Below are 17,964 nucleotides of genomic sequence, written 5' to 3' on the forward strand. Positions count from 1 at the left end.
GGAACGGGTCGCGGCCATGCGCATCCTCATCGTCGAGGACGACCTGGAGGCGGCCGACGCCATGGAGCGCGGCCTCTCCGAGGGCGGTCACCAGTGCCGGCGCGCGGCGGACGGCGAGGCGGGCCTGGCCGCCGCCCGCGACGGCGGCTTCGACGTGATGATCGTCGACCGCATGATGCCCAAGATGGACGGCGTGGCCCTGGTGGAGACGCTGCGCCGCGAGGGCGACCAGACGCCGGTGCTGTTCCTCTCCGCCCTGGGCGAGGTCAACGACCGGGTGGCGGGGCTGAAGGCCGGCGGTGACGACTACCTGGTCAAGCCCTATGCCTTCTCCGAGCTGATCGCCCGGGTCGAGGCCCTGGCGCGGCGGCGCGAGACCGGCTCGGTGCAGACGCTGCTGCGGGTCGGCGACCTGGAGATGGACCTGATCGGCCGGGCCGTGCACCGCCAGGGCAAGGAGATCGACCTGCAGCCCCGGGAGTTCCAGCTCCTGGAGTTCATGATGCGCCACGCCGGCCAGTCGGTGACGCGGACCATGCTGCTGGAGAAGGTCTGGGAGTACCACTTCGACCCGCAGACCAACGTCATCGACGTTCACGTCTCCCGCCTGCGCTCGAAGATCGACAGGGGCTTCGACAGGCCGATGCTGCAGACCGTCCGCGGGGCGGGCTACCGCCTGGATGCCTGAGGCGGCGGCGGCGCCCCGCGTGCGCTTGCCGCGGATTCTCCGCACCACGCCGTTCCGGCTGACGCTGCTGTTCCTGGCGCTGTTCGCGGCCGCCGCCAGCGCCTTCCTGGCCTACATCTACCTGGCGACGGCGGGGGAGGCGACGCGGCGCACCGACCTGGAGATCACCCGCGAGATGCGCTCGCTGGCCGCCGCCTACGACCGGGCCGGCGTCGACGCCCTCAACCAGTCGCTGATCGAGCGGGCGGCCAGCGAGCGGCCGTTCCTCTACCTGCTGATGAGCCCCTCGGGAGGGCGCATCTCCGGCTCCATCGCCGCCTCGCCGGTGGAGAGCTTCATCGGCGCGCCCGCCTGGACCAGCTTCTCGGTGACCGACCTCGACGGCCAGGGCCGCCAGGTGAAACACCCCGCCCGCGGCCTGCAGGAGCGGCTGCGCGGCGGCGAGATCCTGTTCGTCGGCGCCGACGTGGGCGAGGACGAGGCCTATGTGGTGAAGATCGTCCGGGCGCTCTGGGGCGCGGGCGCCCTGGTGGTGATCCTGGGTCTGGTCGGCGGCGTGCTGGTCAGCCGCAACGTCAGCCGCAGCATGGCGGGCCTGAGCGACGTGGTGGCCGCGGTGCGCAACGGCGACCTGGCCGCCCGCGCCGCGGTGCGCGGGACCCACGACGAATTCGACGAACTGGCCGAGGGGCTGAACGAGATGCTCGACCGGCTGGAGCGTTCCATGGCCGGCCACCGGCATTCCGGCGACGCCATCGCCCACGACCTGCGCTCGCCGCTCACCCGCCTGCGCGCGCGGCTGGAGGCGGCGCTGCTGGACGTGGAGGCCGGCAGGGGCGACCCCACCGAGGCCCTGGTGCAGGCGGTCGGCGACACCGACGGGGTGCTGAAGACCTTCGCCACGGTGCTGGCCATCGCCCGCCTGCAGGCGGCCGGCCAGGCGCCGGACCAGGCCACGTTCGACCCGGAGCATCTGGCCGCCGACATCGCCGAGCTCTATGCGCCGCTGTGCGAGGACAAGCACGTCGACTTCAAGGCCGAGCTGGCCGAGGGTCTGGCGGTGCGCGGCAACCGCGAGTTCCTGGCCCAGGCGCTGGCCAACATCCTCGACAACGCCGTGAAGTACACCCCGGCCGGGGGCGCCATCATGCTGCGGGTCCGCCGCCGGTCCTCCGGCGAGGTGGAGTTCTCGGTCACCGACACCGGCCCCGGCGTTCCCGAGGCCGACCGCGCGCAGGTGGTGGATCGGTTCGTCCGCCTGGAGAACAGCCGCAACGAGCCGGGCGCCGGCCTGGGCCTCTCGCTGGTCTCCGCCGTGGCCGAGGCGCACGGCGGCCGGCTCGACCTGGACGAGGGCCCCGGCCAGCTGGGCGGGATGGGGCCCGGCCTGCGCGTGGCCCTGATCCTGCCGCGGGCGGGATGAGCGGAGTTTGAGGCGATGCAATCCGAACGCATCGCGCACTAATGTCTGCGCCATGACTCCCTTGGGCGATCGGCTGCAGCCCTGCGGCCCGGTGTTCGACGCGAAGGCCGCGGAGCGGGCGCGCGAGGTGCTGGCCGATAGCGGCGAGGTTTCCGGCCTCGAGGCCGCCTGGCCGGCGCTGGCGCCGGTGTTCGGCGCCTCGCCCTACCTGGCCGGCCTCGCCCAGCGCGAGCCCGCGCGGCTGCAGGCGCTGCTGGACGCCGACCCCGACGCGCGGCTCGAGAACCTGCTCGTGCGCGCCGCGGCGCTCTCCGACGCGGAGTCCGCCGAGGCGGCGCGGGGCCTGCGGCGGCTGAAGGCCGAGCTGCACCTGATGACCGCCCTGGCCGACCTGGGGGGCGTCTGGGACCTGGACGCGGTGACCGGCGCCCTGACCCGCTTCGCCGACACGGCTCTGGCGACGGCGCTGTCGGTCGCCGCGCGGGAGGAGGTCGCGGCGGGGCGTCTCGCGCGGCTGGGGAAGGGCGAGGAGGGGCCGGTCCCCGGCTGGTTCTGCATCGCCATGGGCAAGCAGGGCGCCTGCGAGCTCAACTACTCCAGCGACATCGACATCTCGGTGTTCTACGAGCCCGACCGCCTGCCGCTGGCCGCCGGCGTGGAGAGCCAGGCTTTCGCCGTGCGGCTGATCCACCGGGTCGCCGAGCTGCTGCAGGCGCGCACCGCCGACGGCTACGTGTTCCGGGTGGATCTGCGCCTGCGGCCGGACCCCGCCTCCACCCCGCCGGCGGCGCCCACCCCCGCGGCCTACGAGTATTACGAGAGCGTCGGCCAGAACTGGGAGCGGGCGGCCTTCATCAAGGCCCGCGCCTGCGCCGGCGACGGACCTTGCGCCGCCCGGTTCCTGGCCGAGCTGCAGCCCTTCGTCTGGCGCCGGAACCTCGACTTCGCGGCCATCGCCGACATCCACTCCATCAAGCGGCAGATCCACGTGCACAAGGTGGACGAGCGGATGATCGCCCGGGGCGTGGACCTGAAGCTCGGGCGCGGCGGCATCCGGGAGATCGAGTTCTACGTGCAGACCCAGCAGCTGATCCTGGGCGGCCGCAACCCGGACCTGCGCGCCAACCGCACCCTCGACGCCCTGGCGGCCCTGGCCGCGGCCGGCCATGTGAAGCCGGCGACGGCGCAGGAGATGGCCGGGGCCTACCGCACCCTGCGCGCCGTCGAGCACCGGGTGCAGATGGTGGCCGACGAGCAGACCCACCGCCTGCCCGAGGCCGACCCCGACCGCCAGCGGATCGCGGCGCTCTGCGGCTACCGCCTGCTCCGCAGCTTCGACGCCGACATGTCGAAGGTGCTGAAGCGGGTCAACCGCCGCTACGGCGAGCTGTTCCCCGAAGAGGAGGACCTGTCCTCCCGTTTCGGCAGCCTGATCTTCACCGGGGTGGAGGACGATCCCGAGACCCTGGCCACCCTGGCCCGCATGGGCTTCTCCAGGCCGGCCAAGGTGTCGCAGGCCATCCGCAGCTGGCACCACGGGCGGATCGCGGCCACGCGCACCGAGCGGGGGCGCGAGCTGTTCACCCGGCTGGCGCCGCGGCTGCTGGAGGCGCTGCAGGCCACCGGCGCGCCGGACGACGCCTTCAACCGGTTCTCGAACTTCTTCGCCGCCCTGCCCTCGGGGGTGCAGATCCAGTCGCTGTTCCTGGCCCAGCCGAAGCTGTTCGAGCTGATCGTCCAGGTGATGGCCTTCGCGCCCAGGCTGGCGGCCACCCTGGCCCGGCGGCCGGAGGCCGTCGACGCCATGCTGGACGCCGCCTTCTTCTCGCCGATCGACCGGGCGGAGGACCGCGAGGCGATGCTGACGGCCGCGGCCAGCGCCGCCGACTTCGAGGCCGCGATGGACGTGGTGCGCCGGATCCACCGGGAGCACGCCTTCCGCATCGGCGTGCAGGTGATGAGCGGCTCGGCCAGCGCGGCGGCGGCCGGCCGCGCCTTCGCCGGCCTGGGCGACCTCTGCATCCAGGCCCTGGGTCCGGCGGCGCTGGCCGAGGCCGAGCGGCTGGGCGGCGCCTTCCCGGGCCAGGTCGCCGTGGTGGCCCTGGGCAAGGCCGGCTCGCGGGAGATGAGCGCCAGCTCCGACCTGGACCTGATGACCCTCTACCGTGCCGGCGCCCCGCATGCGGCCTCGGAGGTGAAGGGTTGGGCGGCGGAGGTGTTCTACGGCCGCTTCACCCAGCGGCTGATCGCGGCGCTGTCGACGCCCACGGCGGAAGGCGGGCTGTACGAGGTGGACATGCAGCTGCGCCCCTCCGGCACCAAGGGGCCGGTGGCGGTGAGCTTCGCGGCCTTCGAGGGCTACTACGCCGGCGAGGCCGAGACCTGGGAGCATCTGGCGCTGACCCGCGCCCGGGTGGTGTGGGCCAGCTCCGAGGCCTTCGCCGCCGACGCCCGCGCCGCCATCGAGGCCGCCCTGCGCCGGCCGCGGGACCGGGCGCGGACCGCCGCCGACGTGCGCGACATGCGCGGGCTCATGGAGCGCGAGCGGCCGCCGAAGGGCCCCTGGGACCTGAAGCTCTCGCCGGGCGGCCTGGTCGACATCGAGTTCGCCGCCCAGTACCTGCAGCTGGTCCACGCGCCGCAGGGCGGGCCCCTGGCGCAGAACACCGCCGAGGCGCTGGCCGCCTACCGCCACGCGGGGCTCGGGCCCGAGGCGGCGTTCGCGGCGCTGGAGCGGGCCTGGACGCTGCAGCAGGACCTGACCCAGCTGCTCAAGGTGGCCCTGGAGGAGGACGCCGACCCGGCCCACGAGCCCAAGGCGTTCCGCGCCCTGCTGGCCCGCGCCGGCGGGGCGCGCGACTTCCGCACCCTGGGCGCCCGGCTGGCCGCCTCGCGCGCCGCAGCCCGCAAGGCCTACGAGGCCGTGGTGGCGGGCTGATCGACGGAACGCCCCGGACGCGGCGTTCAAGCTTCGGGGCGAGCGGCCTCCGTCGAAGGGATCATTGTCGATGCGGCGTCTGTTGTGCATGGCCCTGCTGGGCGTCCTGGCGGCCTCGTCGGCGTCGGCCCAGATCCCGCCCCGCCAGCGGCCGAACCCGGACCTGGACCACGACGGCAAGGTGACCCTGGCGGAACTGCGCAAGGCCGGGGAGAGCGGCTTCCTGAGCCGGCTCGACACCGACAGGGACGGCAGGATCAGCCGCGCCGAGTTCGACGCCGGCGCCCAGCGGAGGGCCGGACGCGGCGGTGCGGACGCCACGGCCCGGGCGGCGGCCATGTGGGCGGCGCTGGACGCCGACAAGGACGGCTTCATCTCCAAGGCGGAGCGCGACGCGGCCCTTGGCCGGCGCTTCAATGCGGCGGACACCAACCACGACGGGTGGCTCAGCAAGGGCGAACTCATCATGATGCGGCAGAACAGGGCGCGTGGCGGCTGAACCTTCCATTCGGCGCGAGCGGCGCGCAGCCCAGGGCGAGGTTACGGTTGGGCGAGGGCGCTGCCGATCCCGACGAGGCGCTGCTGGCGCGGGTGGCCGAGGGGGAGCCGGCCGCCGTGCGCGCCCTGGTGGCCCGCAAGTTGCCGAGGCTGCTGGCGCTGGCCGGGCGGATGCTGGGCGAGGGGGCGGAGGCCGAGGACGTGGCTCAGGAGACCTTCCTGCGCGCCTGGAAGCAGGCGCCGACCTGGAAGCCCGGGGCGGCGCGGTTCGACACCTGGCTGCACCGGGTGGCGCTGAACCTCTGCTACGACCGGCTGCGCCGCCGGCGGGAGACGACGATGGAGGCCCTGCCGGAACGGCCCGACGAAGGTCCCGCGCCGGACCGGGGGCTGCAGGCGGCCGACGTGGGCCGCCGGGTGGCGCAGGCGATGCAGCGGCTGCCCGACCGCCAGCGGGAGGCGATCGTCCTTTGCCACTACCAGGAACTCGGCAACATAGAGGCCGCCGGCCTGATGGGGGTCAGTGTCGAGGCGCTGGAGAGCCTGCTGTCCCGCGGGCGCCGGGCGCTGCGGGCCGCCCTGGCCGACATGGTGGAGCGATGAGGTGACGGAGCTGAGCCGCGCGCGTTTCGAGGCCCTGGCCGAGGCCTACGGCGGCGACGTCGCCCGCTGGCCTGCGGGCGTGCGCGAAGACGCCGCCGCCGTGATGGCCGGTGACCCGGCCTTCGCGCGGGGGGTGCTGGCGCAGGCGAGCCTGCTGGATGCGGTCCTGGACGACTGGACGCCCCCGCCGGTGCGCCACGGGCTGCGCGAGGCGATCCTGGCCGCCGCGCCGCGGCCGCGGGCCCGCAGCCGGCTCGCCGTCTGGGGCGCGAGGCTCGGCCTGGGCGCGGCGCTGGCCGGCGCCTGCGCCTCGGGCGTGGCGGCGGGCGTGATGCTGTCGGCCGCCGTCGGCGACGGCGACGCCGTCAGCGCCGTCATGACCGGCTACGAAGGCGTCGGCGACGAGGCCACCGCGGTGGGGGACGTCTGATGGGCCGCCGGGGCCTGCTCATCGTGCTCATCGTCTCGCTGGCGGTGAACCTGTTCGTGATCGGGGCGACGGTGGGCGTCTTCGCCCTGGGCGCGCGGATGCACCTGCTCCGCGCCGGACTGCGGCCGGCGGGGCCGCTGTGGGCCGCCGCCGCCGACCTGTCGCCCGAGCGGCAGCAGGCCTTCCACCAGGCCCTGCGCGGGGAGGCCGGCGAGGTTGGCGGCAAGCTGCGGGCGGCGCGCCAGGCGCGACGCGACGCCTGGCTCAGCCTGCGCTCGGAGCCCTTCGACCAAGCTGCCGCCGCCGCCGCCCTCGACCGGGCGCGGGCGCTGGAGATGCAGGCCCGCGGCGGCGTGGAGCGGCGGATCATCGACTTCGCCGCCGGCCTGACGCCGGAGGAGCGGGCCAGGCTGGCCGAGCGGCTGGCGCGCTGGGGGCCGGGCCGCCGCCCGCCGCCGCAGCCTTAACGCTTCCGTATTGTCGCCCTCTCACGCCGCCGCGACGCCGCCGGAGGCGGTGAGGGCGGGGGCGCTCTGGCGGACGGGGATGGAGAAGCTGACGGTGGTGCCTTCGCCGGGCGCGCTGTGGATGTCGAGGACGCCGCCGTGCAGCTCCACGAGGGACTTGGTGAGAGCCAGGCCCAGGCCGGTGCCTTGCTGGGTCTTGGCGTGCTGGCTCTCGATCTGCTCGAAGGGGCGGGCCAGGCGGGCGAGGTCGTCGGCGGCGATGCCGATGCCGGTGTCGCGCACGCTCACCCGCACGCGCTCGCCGAAGGCGTCGCTGCGGGCCTCGGCCAGGATGGTGACGCGGCCGCCGCGGGGGGTGAACTTCACGGCGTTGGAGAGCAGGTTCAGCAGCACCTGCTTCAGCGCCCGGTAGTCGGCCTCCACCTCCGGCAGCTCGCCGATCTCGACGCCGAGCGCCAGGCCCACGGTCTCGGCGCGGTTGCGCATCAGGCGGACGGCGTCGTCGGCCACCTCCTCCATGGCCACCGGCTCGAAGCGCAGGCTCATCTTGCCGGCCTCGATCTTCGACATGTCGAGGATGTCGTTGATCAGCGCCAGCAGGTGCTGGCCGGAGTTGAGGATGTCCTGGGCGTATTCCTTGTAGCGGCTGTCGCCCAGGCCGCCGAACATCTCGCTGACCATGATCTCGGAGAAGCCGTTGATGGCGTTGAGCGGGGTGCGCAGCTCGTGGCTCATGTTGGCCAGGAACTCGCTCTTGGCGCGGTTGGCGGTCTCGGCGCGGATCTTCTCGGTCTCGTACTTGCGGGCCAGTTCCGAGAGCTGCTCCTGGCTGCGCTCCAGGCCCACCACGGCCTGCTGAAGCTGCTCCTCGTTGAGGCGGCGCGCCTCCTCCTGGGTCTTGACGGCGGTGATGTCGGCGGCGGTCATCACCAGGCCGCCCTCGGCCGTGCGCCGCTCGGAGATCTGGATCCAGCGGCCGTCGTTCAGCTCGGCCTCGCGCAGGCCGCGCGCGCCGGCGGGCGCGGTCACCTGCCGCTTGATGGCCAGCTGGGCGAAGCGGTTGACCTGCTCGCGGGCGGCGCCGGGCTTCAGGAGCCTGGGTTCCAGCGAGAAGGTCTGGCGGTAGTTCTGGTTGCACATCAGCAGCCGGCCGTGGCGGTCCCACAGGACGAAGGCCTCCGACACGCTTTCGATGGCGTCGCGCAGCCGGTTCTCGGCGGCCTGGGCGCGGGCCTGGGCCACCCGCTCCTCGGTGACGTCGAGGGCCACGCCGATGATGCGGGCGTAGCCGCCCTCGGGCAGGCGGTCGAAACCCTGGCCGCGGGCGTCGATCCACACCGGCCGGCCGCCGTCGAGGCTGGGCACCCGGAACGAGACGTCGAAGGCCCCGTAGGTGGCCGCCACCCCCAGGGCCTGGCGCACCCGGTCCCGGTGGTCGGGCGACACCCGCTCCAGCACCTGGGCGCCGTCGACGTGGCCGCCGCCGCCCCAGCCGAAGATGGCGCCGGTGACGTCGGACATGAACATCCGGTCCTCGGTGAGGTCCCACTCCCAGATGCCGCAGCGGGCCGCCTCCACCGCCAGGCGGAAGCGCTGCTCGCTGTCGATGAACGCCCGCTGCGCCGTCTCGGCCTTGCGGCTCTGGTTGAGGAGCAGCAGGCCCAGCAGGAAGGCGACTCCCAGGGGGATCAGCAGCCACAGCACCTGCTTCGTGCTGGCGGCGCCGTCGGTGGGGACGGCCGGGGCGGCGCTCAGCGCCAGGAGCGCGCCGTCCGCCGCCGGCCGGGCGGCCAGGTCCAGGGCCGCGCCGTCGGGACGCTGGGCCCGCACCAGCCGGCTGAAGTCCAGCTCCTCGGGAGCGAGGGCGAAGGCGGCGTTGACGGTCTGCGCATCGGCCACCCCGCCGGCGCCGGCGGCCGCGATCAGCTGGCCGTGGGCGGTGGCCAGGGCCTCGGTCGCCTGGCCGTGCAGCAGCCGCATCAGCCGGGCGGGATCGCCGGCGACGACGATCCAGCGGCGGCCCCGGCTGGTGGGGGCGGAGGCGACGGCGCTCAGCAGCGGGGCGCTCTCGTCGCCGATCCCGAACCAGACCGCCTTGTCCGCCTTGGCGGCGGTCCGCACCAGTCCCGCCCAGTCGGCGCCGGGCGCCTTGCCGGCGAGGGCGGCCAGGCCGTCGTCGGCGACGATGGCCACGGCGGCGGCCGCGCCGCCCGCGGCGGCCATGCCGCTCTCGGCGGCGTCGATGGGGGCGTCGGGGGCGCGGGTCAGCGCCTCGCGGGCCGCGAACAGGCCGCCGCGCAGGGCCGCGGCCTCGGCGTCGGCGCGGGCGGCCAGGGCGTCGGCGCGGGCCGGCAGGCCGGCGTTGGCGACGGTGGCGCTCTGCGGCTCGTGCTGGATGCGGATGACCGCGAAGACGGTGTAGACGGCCAGCAGCACGAGGGTGGCGAGGATGGCGGTGCGCGCGAACACCTGGTTCTGCGGCGCAGCGGCGCCCGGCGCGGCGTCCCCGCGCTTCCCCCGTGGCTTGGTCCCAGCCGCGCCTTCGCCCCCGCGTCTGGCCAACGCCCGCCGCTCCTCCGCGTTGAACCGAGTCACCCCAACGAGGCTTGAGTCTACGCGCGCGATTCTGCGCCGTCACGGGTCATAGGGTCGCTGCCGGGCCGGAATTTTCGTGACCGTGGCGGTCAGGTTTCGGAGCCGCCGCGTCGGCCGCGGCGTTCCGGACCCGCGTATTCGGCGTTGGCGGCGCGGCGGCGGTCGGGGCCGAAGTAGGACGGGCTGCGCACGAACGGGCGCGGCCGGTCGATGACGGCGGCCACCTTGCGGAGCAGGTCCGCGGCGGTGACGGGCTTGACGCAGAATTCGGTGACGCCGGCGTCGCGGGCGGTCTGCACCCGGCTCTTCTCCGAGTGGCCGGTGAGCATTATCACCGGAACGTAGGGCGCGGGGCTGTCGGGCGAGGTGCGCACCTGGCGGCAGAAATCCGTGCCGTCGGTGTCGCCCAGCAGATAGTCCAGGATCACGATGTCGACGGCGTCGTGGCGCAGGCGGTCGAGCGCCTCGTCCGCGGTCTTGGCCTCGAAGATCTTCTCGCCGCCGAAGCCGCGCAGCATCGTCTTGACGATGTTCATCATGTGGATGTTGTCGTCCACCAGCAGGAAGCGGACCCGGTGCAGAGAAACCGCCAACGATCATGCTCCTCGCATCCGCGGCCGCGTCCCGTCGACGCGCCAGGGGGCCATCTAGGCCAATCGGAGCCTGCAGCAGATTCCAGCGGGTTAACTCATTCCGACGCCAGGGCGCGGCTGGCGAGCTCGAAAACGTTCTTCGACAACCCAGGGCTGTTCATGATCCGCTCCAGCTCGGCGCGCATCAGGCTCCCCAGTTCCGGCCGGTAGCGGCGCCAGCCGCCCAGGGCGTCCACCAGCCTGGCGGCGGTCATCGGGTTGAAGCTGTCGACGGCGAGGATCTGGTCGGCCAGGAAGCGGTAGCCGTAGCCGCTCGGGTCGTGGAAGCGGGCCGGGTTGCCGTTGGCGAAGGTGGACACCACCGCGCGCAGGCGGTTCGGCGTCCGGGCGTCGAAGGCCGGGTGGACGGTGAGCGCCAGCACCCGGCCCAGCGCCGACTCGTCCGGGTCGCGGGCCTGCAGGGCGAACCATTTGTCGATCACCAGGGGTTCGGATTTCCAGCGCGCATAGAAGTGTTCCAGCGCCGCCTCGTAGGCCGGGCCGCCGGCCAGCATCAGGGCGGTGAGGCCGCCGATGGCGTCGGTCATGTTGCGGGCCGCCTGGTAGTGGCCCACGGCCAGCTCGACGATGTCGGAGCGGGGATTGGCGGCCAGCAGCTCCAGGGCGGCGTTGCGCAGGCCCCGGCGGCCGGCGCCGGCGGCGTCGGGCCGGAACTCGCCGGTCTCCTGCAGCCCGATGTGCAGGCGCTTCAGCGCCTCCTCCAGGTGGACGGCCAGCCGGGTGCGCAGCGCGTCGCGGGCGGCGTGGATCGCGCCGGGATCGGCGTCCTTCACGCCCAGGGCCAGGTCGCTCTCCGAGGGCAGGGCCAGCAGCAGGGCCTTGAAGGCGTCGTCCGCCGCCTGGTCGTCCAGCGCCCGGCCGACGGCCTCGGCGAAGCGTTCCTCGGCCACCTCGTCGGGGCGGCCCGCCGCGCGGCCCAGGATCAGGTCGCGGCCCAGGTCCTGGCCGGCCTCCCAGCGGTTGAAGAGGTCGGGGTCGGAGGCCAGCAGCACGTAGCGGTCGCGGGCGGCGGCGTCGGTCCGCAGGGTGACCGGGGCGGAGAAACCGCGCAGCGCCGAGACCACCGGCGCGCGGTCGACGCCCGTCAGCAGCACCGTGGCCCGGGCGGCGTCCAGCACCAGGGTCGCCTCGTCCACCGCCCGGCCCTCATGCTCGAAGGCCAGCGTGCGGCCCTCCTGGTCAAGGAGCCCCACGGTGACCGGGATCGGCAGGGGGCGCTTGTCCGGCTGGCCGGGGGTGGCGGCGGTGGCCTGGCGAAGGTCGAGCTCCAGGGTCCTGGCGGTCGCGTCGTAGCGGCTGGCGAGCGAGACGGCGGGGGTGCCGGCCTGTTCGTACCAGGCGAAGAAGCCGTCGAGGTCGCGGCCCGAAGCCTCGGCGAAGCAGCGGACGAACTCCTCGACGGTGGTGGCGTGGCCGTCCCAGCGCGCGAAGTAGAGGTCCATCCCCGCCCGGAACGCCTCGGCCCCGATCAGGGTCTTCAGCATACGGATCACTTCCGCGCCCTTCTCGTAGATGGTCGCGGTGTAGAAGTTGTCGATCTTCAGGTAGCTCGACGGCCGCACCGGATGGGCGAGCGGGCCCTGGTCCTCGGCGAACTGGCGGGCGCGCAGCGCCTTGACGTCCTTGATCCGCTGCACGGCGTGGCCGCGCATGTCGCCGGAGAAGCTCTGGTCGCGGAAGACGGTCAGCCCCTCCTTCAGGCAGAGCTGGAACCAGTCGCGGCAGGTGATCCGGTCGCCGGTCCAGTTGTGGAAATACTCGTGCGCCACCACCCCTTCGATGCGTTCGAAGTCGCCGTCGGCAGCCGTCGCCGGGTCGGCCAGCAACAACGAGGAGTTGAATATATTCAGCCCCTTGTTTTCCATGGCGCCGAAATTGAAGTCACGCACCGCCACGATCATGAACAGGTCGAGGTCGTATTCGCGGCCGAAGGCGGTCTCGTCCCACTGCATCGCGCGCTTCAGGGCGTCCATGGCGTAGGCGGCGCGGGAGACCATGCCGGGGTCGACGTAGATCCTGAGCGCCACCGTGCGGCCGCTCATGGTGACCAGGCTGTCCTCCAGCACGTCGAGCTCGCCGGCCACCAGGGCGAACAGGTAGCTGGGCTTGGGGAACGGGTCGTTCCAGACGGCGAAGTGGCGATCGCCCGGCAGCTCCCCCGCCTCCACCAGGTTGCCGTTGGAGAGCAGCCGCTGGAAGGCCTTCGGCGCCGCGATGCGCACCGTGAAGCGGGAGAGCACGTCGGGGCGGTCGGGCCAGTAGGTGATCTTGCGGAAGCCCTCGGCCTCGCACTGGGTGCAGAAGCGGCCGCCGGACATGTAGAGGCCGTCCAGCGCCTTGTTGGCCTCGGGGTCGATCTCCACCTCGGTCTCCAGGGTGAAGGCGTCTGGAACCCCCGCGATGGCCAGCGTCTCGTCGGTCAGCGTCCGCTCGCCCTCGGCGAGGGGGCGGCCGTCGAGGCTGAGGGCGATCAGCTTCAGCCGCTCGCCGTCCAGCACCAGGGGCTCGGCGTGGGCGCCGTTGCGGCGCACGGCCAGGCGCGCCTTCACCCGCGTGGCGTCGGGGGCGAGGTCGAAGTCCAGGCGGACCTCGTCGATCAGGAAGGCGGGCGGGCGGTAGTCGGAGAGCCGGATCGGCTGGGGGGTCTCGGTGCGCATCCCGCCTTTCTAGAGCGGTATGGCGCGCGGTGGAATTCGGAAGGCGCCGGCCGGCGTCACGCGAAATCAGGCCGCCGCGGTCTCGGACTCCGGCGCCGAGCCGACCGGGGCGGGGATTTCCTTCAGGTAGCGTTCGATCTTCAGGGCCTCTTCGGCCAGCGCGCGGATGTCCGGCGGGGCGTCGTCGGGCACGTCGTCCACCAGCGCCATCAGCCGGCGGGCGAGCGCCAGCAGCCGGGGGCCCGAGGCGATCAGCCGGGCCTGGATCTCGATCTTGGCGGGATCGCGGTCGTATTCGGCGCCCGGCACCCGCCAGCCGCCCCAGTCGTTGGCGTCGGTGACCACCACGGGATAGCTGCCCGGGAAGGGGTGGTGCGGGCAGTCTTCCGGCGGCTGCCACTTGTTGCGGGCGCGCAGCAGCCGCCAGGACGTGGCGTCGTCGAACAGGGCGTCGGCGCTGTCCTGCTCGCCGCGCAGCTCGTGGGCCAGGAACTCCCGGCCCAGGCCCACGTCGTAGGTCACCCGCACCGGCTCTTCGAATCCGCGCGCCCAGATCGGCACGATGCGCTCGACCACCGACCAGGCTCCGACGCTTTCGACCCAGACCTTCTGGTTCCGCTGGAAAATCGCCTTGGCCATCGCGCGCTCCGCCCTTGTTGCGCCGATAGGAACCGAAAAACCTTGACGCGAGGTCAATCTTTCCACGCGTCCCGGGCGTCGTATTGTAGGGACGCCGCAGCCCCGAGGCCCCGATGAACTTCGATTTCTCCGACGACCAGAAGCACATGCAGGGCGAGGCGCGCCGGTTCCTGGAAGCCAGGTGCGGGCTCGCCCGGGTGCGCGCGGTGCTGGACGACCCGGACTGCGCCTACGACCGGGATCTGTGGCGGGCGGTGGCCGACCAGGGCTGGCTGGGGGCCGCGATCCCGGAGGCCTACAACGGCCTGGGCCTGTCGCGGCTGGAGCTCTGCGTCATCGCCGAGGAGCTGGGCCGGGCGCTGGCGCCGATCCCGTTCGCCTCGACGCTCTACTTCCTGGCCGAGGCGGTGATGCTGGCCGGCGACGCGGCGCAGATGTCGGCGCTGCTGCCGCGCATCGCGGCCGGCGAGCTGATCGGGGCGCTGGCGGTCTCGGAAGGGCCGGGGGCGGTGACGCCGGAGACCCTGCAGGCGTCGGTCACCGACCGGCGGCTCACCGGCGTGAAGATCCCGGTGACCGACGGGGACGTGGCCGACCAGGTGCTGGTGCTGGCCAGGGAGAACGGGCGGCCGGGGCTGTTCCTGGCGGACATGAAGGGCTCGGGCGTCGTGCGCGAGACGCTGCGGACGCTGGACCCGACCCGCAGCGCGGCGAAGATCACCTTCGAGGCCGCGCCGGTGACCCGCCTGGGCGGGGCGGGCGAGGGCTTCGCGTTGCTGGAGAAGATCTTCGACCGCGCCGCGGTGCTGCTGGCCTTCGAGCAGCTGGGCGGCGCCGGCCGCTGCCTGGAGATCGCCACGGCCTACGCCAAGGAGCGCTACGCCTTCGGCCGCCAGATCGGCTCCTACCAGGCGATCAAGCACAAGCTGGCGGACATGTACGTGAAGAACGAGCTGGCGCGGGGCAACGCCTATTACGGCGCCTGGGCGCTGAACGCCGACGCGGCGGAGCTGCCGACGGCGGCGGCGGCGGCGCGGATCTCGGCGTCGGAGGCCTACTGGTACGCCGCCAAGGAGACCATCCAGACGCACGGCGGCATAGGCTACACCTGGGAGGCGGACCCGCACCTCTTCTACCGGCGCTCGCGCCAGCTTTCCCTCGTGGCCGGCGCGCCGCGGCTGTGGAAGGAACGGCTGGTGAGCCAGCTCGAACGCCGCAACGCCGCCTGACCGGAGCGCTCCCGTGGATTTCAACGACACCCCCGAAGAAGCCGCCTACCGCGCCAGGGCCCGGGCGTGGCTCGAAGCCAATGCGCCCGGGGCGGACCCGCGTGGCGGCGAGGCCGCCTTCCTGGCCGCGGCCAAGGCCTGGCAGGCCCGCAAGGCCGACGCCGGCTACGCCTGCGTCACCTGGCCGAAGGACTGGGGCGGGCAGGGCGAGGCGCCGATCATGGGGGTGATCTTCGCCGAGGAGGAAGCCCGGCTGCCGACGCCCGGCGACCCCTTCTCCATCGGCCTGGGCATGTGCGTGCCGACGGTGATGACCGTGGGCGACGCGGCGGCGAAGCGGCGGTTCGGCGGGCCGGCCATCCGCGGCGAGGAGATCTGGTGCCAGCTGTTCTCGGAGCCGGGCGCGGGCTCCGACGTGGCCGCCGCGCGGACCCGGGCGGTGCGCGGCGCCGACGGCGACTGGACCGTCAACGGCCAGAAGGTCTGGACCACCGGGGCGCAGTTCTCCGATTTCGGCATCGTCGTCTGCCGCACCGATCCCGACGCGCCCAAGCACAAGGGCCTGACCATGTTCTGGGTGGACATGAAGGCGCCCGGGATCGAGGTGCGCCCGATCCACCAGATGTCGGGCGGCTCGGGCTTCAACGAGGTGTTCTTCACCGACGTGCGGGTCCCCGACAGCCAGCGGCTGGGGGCGGTGGACGACGGCTGGCGGGTCAGCCTGGTGACGTTGATGAACGAGCGCCTGGCGGTGGGTGTGTCCCGCGGGCCGGGATGGCCGGCGTTCCTGGAGGCGGCGCGCGCGATCCCCGCCGCCGACGGCCGCATGGCGCTGGCCGACCCGGCGATCCGCGACAAGCTCGCCGACTGGTACGTGCAGGCCGAGGGCCTCAGGCACATCCGCAACCGCACCCTCACCGCCCTGTCGCGCGGCCAGACGCCTGGCCCCGAGAGCTCCATCGGCAAGGCGGTGGCCGCGACGCAGACCCAGAACCTGGCCAGCGAGGCGGTGGAGATGCTGGATCAGTACGGGGTCATCGACGACCCGGACCTGGCGCCGCGCCAGGGCGCCTTCCAGGCCTGGTTCCTGTCCTCGCCGGGGCTGCGGATCGCCGGCGGCACCGACGAGATCCTGCGCAACATCATCGCCGAACGGGTGCTGGGCCTGCCGGGCGACGTGCGCGTGGACAAGGACGTGGCGTTCAAGGACATCCCGACGGGACGGTGAGGCCGCCGGGCGCCGCCGGAATCAGGCGCTCAGCGCCATCGGGGCGGCGCCGGCGACCAGCTCTGCGTAGAGGCGGGTGAGGGCCTCGAAGGTGGCGTCCCAGGAGTGGCGCTCCTCGGCGCGGCGGCGGGCGGCGGCGGACAGCGCCGCCAGGTCGCGGGCGAACAGGGCCTCGATGGCCTCGGCGAGGCCGGCGGGATCGACGCTGCGGGCGCGCTGGCCGACGGTCTCGTCGATCAATTCGCCAACCCCGCCGTTGCAGGAGCCCACCACGGGCAGGCCGGCGGCCAGGGCCTCCAGCACCACCAGGCCGAAGATCTCGTTCTCGTTGGCGTGCAGGAAGGCGTCGCAGCTGGCCATGACGGCGGCCAGTCGCATGGGGTCGCGCTCATAGTCGAGGCAGTCGACCTGCGGCGAGTAGCGCGCGTCCTTGCCCGCGCCCACCAGCACCAGGCGGTAGGGGTCGCCCAGGCGCTCCACGGCCTGGACCATGGACTCGATGTTCTTCTCGCGCGCGGCGCGGCCGGCGAACACCAGCAGGCGGGCGTCGGCCGGGAGGCCCAGGCGCTTGCGCAGGCGCGCGGGATCGCGGCGCTGGGGGTGGAACAGCTCGGTGTCGACCCCGAGGCCCTGGACGACGACCTTCTCCACCCCGGCTTCCGCCAGGCGCGCGGCGACGTGGCGGCTGGGGGCCACCACCCGGTCGAAGCGCTGGTAGGCGGTGGACCAGAAGTTCATGGTGGGCGCCTCGGCCCAGACGCCGAAGTGCAGGGCGGCCAGCGCCGCGGCGTCGGTGTGGCAGAAGCCCACCACGGGCACGCCCAGGCTCTGGCCCGCCTCCAGCGCCGCGTGGCCGGGAACGAAGACGTCGCCGGCCTCGATGACGTCGGGCCGCAGGGTCTCGAGGGCGGCGGCCCACTTGGTCAGGCTGGCCGGCATCCGGTAGCCGTCGCCGAACGGCAGGCGGGCGGCGGCGATGGTGACCAGCCCCGGCGATTCGCCGCGGGTGGCGGCGCCCGGCACCACCAGGGTGTGGCGGATGTCGGGGCGGCTGCGCTGCAGCCAGGCGCGCTTGGCGTTCAGGTAGCGCTTCACCCCGCCCGAGCGCGGCGCGTACATCATGGTGGTGTCGAGCAGGTGGAAGCCTTCGGCCTCGGGCGGCTCCGGCCTGACGCGCACCGGCGCGGAGAGCAGCGGGGAGATCACCTCGGCGGCCTTCGCCGCCTTTCGCTTGCGGTCCTGCTCGCTGCTGGCGGCGAGGAACAGACGCGTTTTCGGCCCGCCGCGGCGCGTCACTTCAGCCTTTCGACGCCGGGCGGCTGATGTCTTCCAGATACTGGCCAGCGGTCTTGTCCTTAGCCTGGGCGGCACTGTCGCCCAACGTCACTATGCCGACAAGCCGTTGAGCGCGCAGGGCGCCGCAAGGCGGCGGTCATGTCGATATCGGCGCAGCCTTATCCACATTCAACCGCCGCCAGGAACGGCTGCGAACTATTCGTTCACGGATCGCGCCTCGCCCGCCGCACGCACAAGCTGCACGAACTCGGCGCGCAGGCCGTAGGGATCCTCGCCGCGGGCGCCCTGCGCCAGGTCGCCGATCTCGCGCCAGCCGAACCGGTCGTCCAGCCAAGGATCGCCGCGCAGCCGCTGGCCGAAGCCCGCCACGGCGATCGCCCAGCGCGTCGGCTCCGGCGCCGTGGCCACCGTCCCGTAGGCGTCGCCCGGCGTGATCGGCCGGCCGATCAGCCGCGAGCTCGGCTCGCCCGGCAACTTGTAGCGGATCTTCAGATAGGCGATCTCGCCGCCGCCGGTCTGCGGCGCCTGCGCCGGGTGCGCCTCGTAGCGCAAGGGGTCGCTGGAAGGCCGCGCGCTGCGGGGCGTAACCTCATAGAGCGCGGTCACCGAGGCGCCGGAGC

Annotated in this window: 15 protein-coding genes; 9 read left to right on the forward strand and 6 right to left on the reverse strand. The window is 73.5% G+C overall.

All coding sequences use genetic code 11. The annotated features are described in order from the left end of the window. The first annotated feature begins 16 nt into the window (after positions 1 to 16). From VGL30_RS08015 to VGL30_RS08045, 7 genes are all read left to right on the forward strand, one after another. Entirely contained in the window at positions 17 to 688 is a 672-nt protein-coding gene (locus VGL30_RS08015) for a response regulator transcription factor (protein WP_331538639.1), read from the forward strand. A gap of 19 nt (positions 689 to 707) precedes the next feature. After that, complete coding sequence (locus VGL30_RS08020) at positions 708 to 2,111, forward strand: HAMP domain-containing sensor histidine kinase (protein ID WP_331538667.1); 1,404 nt, start codon at positions 708 to 710, stop codon at positions 2,109 to 2,111. Between the two features lie 52 nt (positions 2,112 to 2,163). Further along, entirely contained in the window at positions 2,164 to 5,049 is a 2,886-nt protein-coding gene (locus tag VGL30_RS08025; protein ID WP_331538641.1) for a bifunctional [glutamine synthetase] adenylyltransferase/[glutamine synthetase]-adenylyl-L-tyrosine phosphorylase, read from the forward strand. 70 nt (positions 5,050 to 5,119) lie between these two features. Next, positions 5,120 to 5,548 carry an EF-hand domain-containing protein gene (locus VGL30_RS08030; protein WP_331538643.1) on the forward strand — a complete coding sequence of 143 codons (429 nt, stop codon included), beginning with the start codon at positions 5,120 to 5,122 and terminating at the stop codon, positions 5,546 to 5,548. Between the two features lie 47 nt (positions 5,549 to 5,595). Then, positions 5,596 to 6,150 carry an RNA polymerase sigma factor gene (locus VGL30_RS08035; RefSeq protein WP_331538645.1) on the forward strand — a complete coding sequence of 185 codons (555 nt, stop codon included), beginning with the start codon at positions 5,596 to 5,598 and terminating at the stop codon, positions 6,148 to 6,150. Position 6,151: 1 nt separating this feature from the next. After that, complete coding sequence (locus VGL30_RS08040; RefSeq protein WP_331538647.1) at positions 6,152 to 6,580, forward strand: hypothetical protein; 429 nt, start codon at positions 6,152 to 6,154, stop codon at positions 6,578 to 6,580. Continuing rightward, entirely contained in the window at positions 6,580 to 7,047 is a 468-nt protein-coding gene (locus VGL30_RS08045) for a periplasmic heavy metal sensor (RefSeq protein ID WP_331538649.1), read from the forward strand. Before VGL30_RS08040 ends, VGL30_RS08045 begins: the two co-directional genes overlap by 1 nt. A 21-nt stretch (positions 7,048 to 7,068) precedes the next feature. Here VGL30_RS08045 and VGL30_RS08050 read toward each other — a convergent pair whose 3' ends face one another. The 4 genes from VGL30_RS08050 to VGL30_RS08065 all read right to left on the reverse strand — a co-directional run bounded on the left by VGL30_RS08050 (position 7,069) and on the right by VGL30_RS08065 (position 13,591). Beyond that, a complete protein-coding gene (locus VGL30_RS08050; RefSeq protein ID WP_331538651.1) occupies positions 7,069 to 9,609 on the reverse strand; it encodes a sensor histidine kinase in 2,541 nt (846 codons plus the stop codon). Positions 9,610 to 9,731: 122 nt separating this feature from the next. Next, complete coding sequence (locus VGL30_RS08055) at positions 9,732 to 10,235, reverse strand: response regulator (protein ID WP_331538653.1); 504 nt, start codon at positions 10,233 to 10,235, stop codon at positions 9,732 to 9,734. 95 nt (positions 10,236 to 10,330) lie between these two features. Beyond that, complete coding sequence (pepN, locus tag VGL30_RS08060) at positions 10,331 to 12,952, reverse strand: aminopeptidase N (protein ID WP_331538655.1); 2,622 nt, start codon at positions 12,950 to 12,952, stop codon at positions 10,331 to 10,333. A gap of 66 nt (positions 12,953 to 13,018) precedes the next feature. Then, entirely contained in the window at positions 13,019 to 13,591 is a 573-nt protein-coding gene (locus VGL30_RS08065; RefSeq protein WP_331538657.1) for a hypothetical protein, read from the reverse strand. A 113-nt stretch (positions 13,592 to 13,704) separates the two neighbouring features. On the opposite strand from VGL30_RS08065, the gene VGL30_RS08070 reads away from it, so the two are divergent. Continuing rightward, a complete protein-coding gene (locus VGL30_RS08070) occupies positions 13,705 to 14,820 on the forward strand; it encodes an acyl-CoA dehydrogenase family protein (protein ID WP_331538659.1) in 1,116 nt (371 codons plus the stop codon). 13 nt (positions 14,821 to 14,833) lie between these two features. Further along, a complete protein-coding gene (locus VGL30_RS08075) occupies positions 14,834 to 16,048 on the forward strand; it encodes an acyl-CoA dehydrogenase family protein (RefSeq protein ID WP_331538661.1) in 1,215 nt (404 codons plus the stop codon). 21 nt (positions 16,049 to 16,069) lie between these two features. Here VGL30_RS08075 and VGL30_RS08080 read toward each other — a convergent pair whose 3' ends face one another. Beyond that, complete coding sequence (locus VGL30_RS08080; RefSeq protein WP_331538663.1) at positions 16,070 to 17,344, reverse strand: glycosyltransferase; 1,275 nt, start codon at positions 17,342 to 17,344, stop codon at positions 16,070 to 16,072. Positions 17,345 to 17,539: 195 nt separating this feature from the next. Beyond that, positions 17,540 to 17,964 (reverse strand): YfbK domain-containing protein (locus tag VGL30_RS08085; RefSeq protein WP_331538665.1); only part of this gene is annotated, 425 nt, incomplete at its 5' end.

It is taken from the genome of Phenylobacterium sp. (assembly GCF_036502675.1).
Lineage (GTDB): Bacteria > Pseudomonadota > Alphaproteobacteria > Caulobacterales > Caulobacteraceae > Phenylobacterium.

Coding starts and splice junctions, on each gene's coding strand:
- VGL30_RS08045 (WP_331538649.1), top strand. CDS start 6,580: ATGGGCCGCCGGGGCCTGCTCATCGTGCTCATCGTCTCGCTGGCGGTG.
- VGL30_RS08025 (WP_331538641.1), top strand. CDS start 2,164: ATGACTCCCTTGGGCGATCGGCTGCAGCCCTGCGGCCCGGTGTTCGAC.
- VGL30_RS08070 (WP_331538659.1), top strand. CDS start 13,705: ATGAACTTCGATTTCTCCGACGACCAGAAGCACATGCAGGGCGAGGCG.
- VGL30_RS08030 (WP_331538643.1), top strand. CDS start 5,120: ATGCGGCGTCTGTTGTGCATGGCCCTGCTGGGCGTCCTGGCGGCCTCG.
- VGL30_RS08065 (WP_331538657.1), bottom strand. CDS start 13,591: ATGGCCAAGGCGATTTTCCAGCGGAACCAGAAGGTCTGGGTCGAAAGC.
- pepN (WP_331538655.1), bottom strand. CDS start 12,952: ATGCGCACCGAGACCCCCCAGCCGATCCGGCTCTCCGACTACCGCCCG.
- VGL30_RS08015 (WP_331538639.1), top strand. CDS start 17: ATGCGCATCCTCATCGTCGAGGACGACCTGGAGGCGGCCGACGCCATG.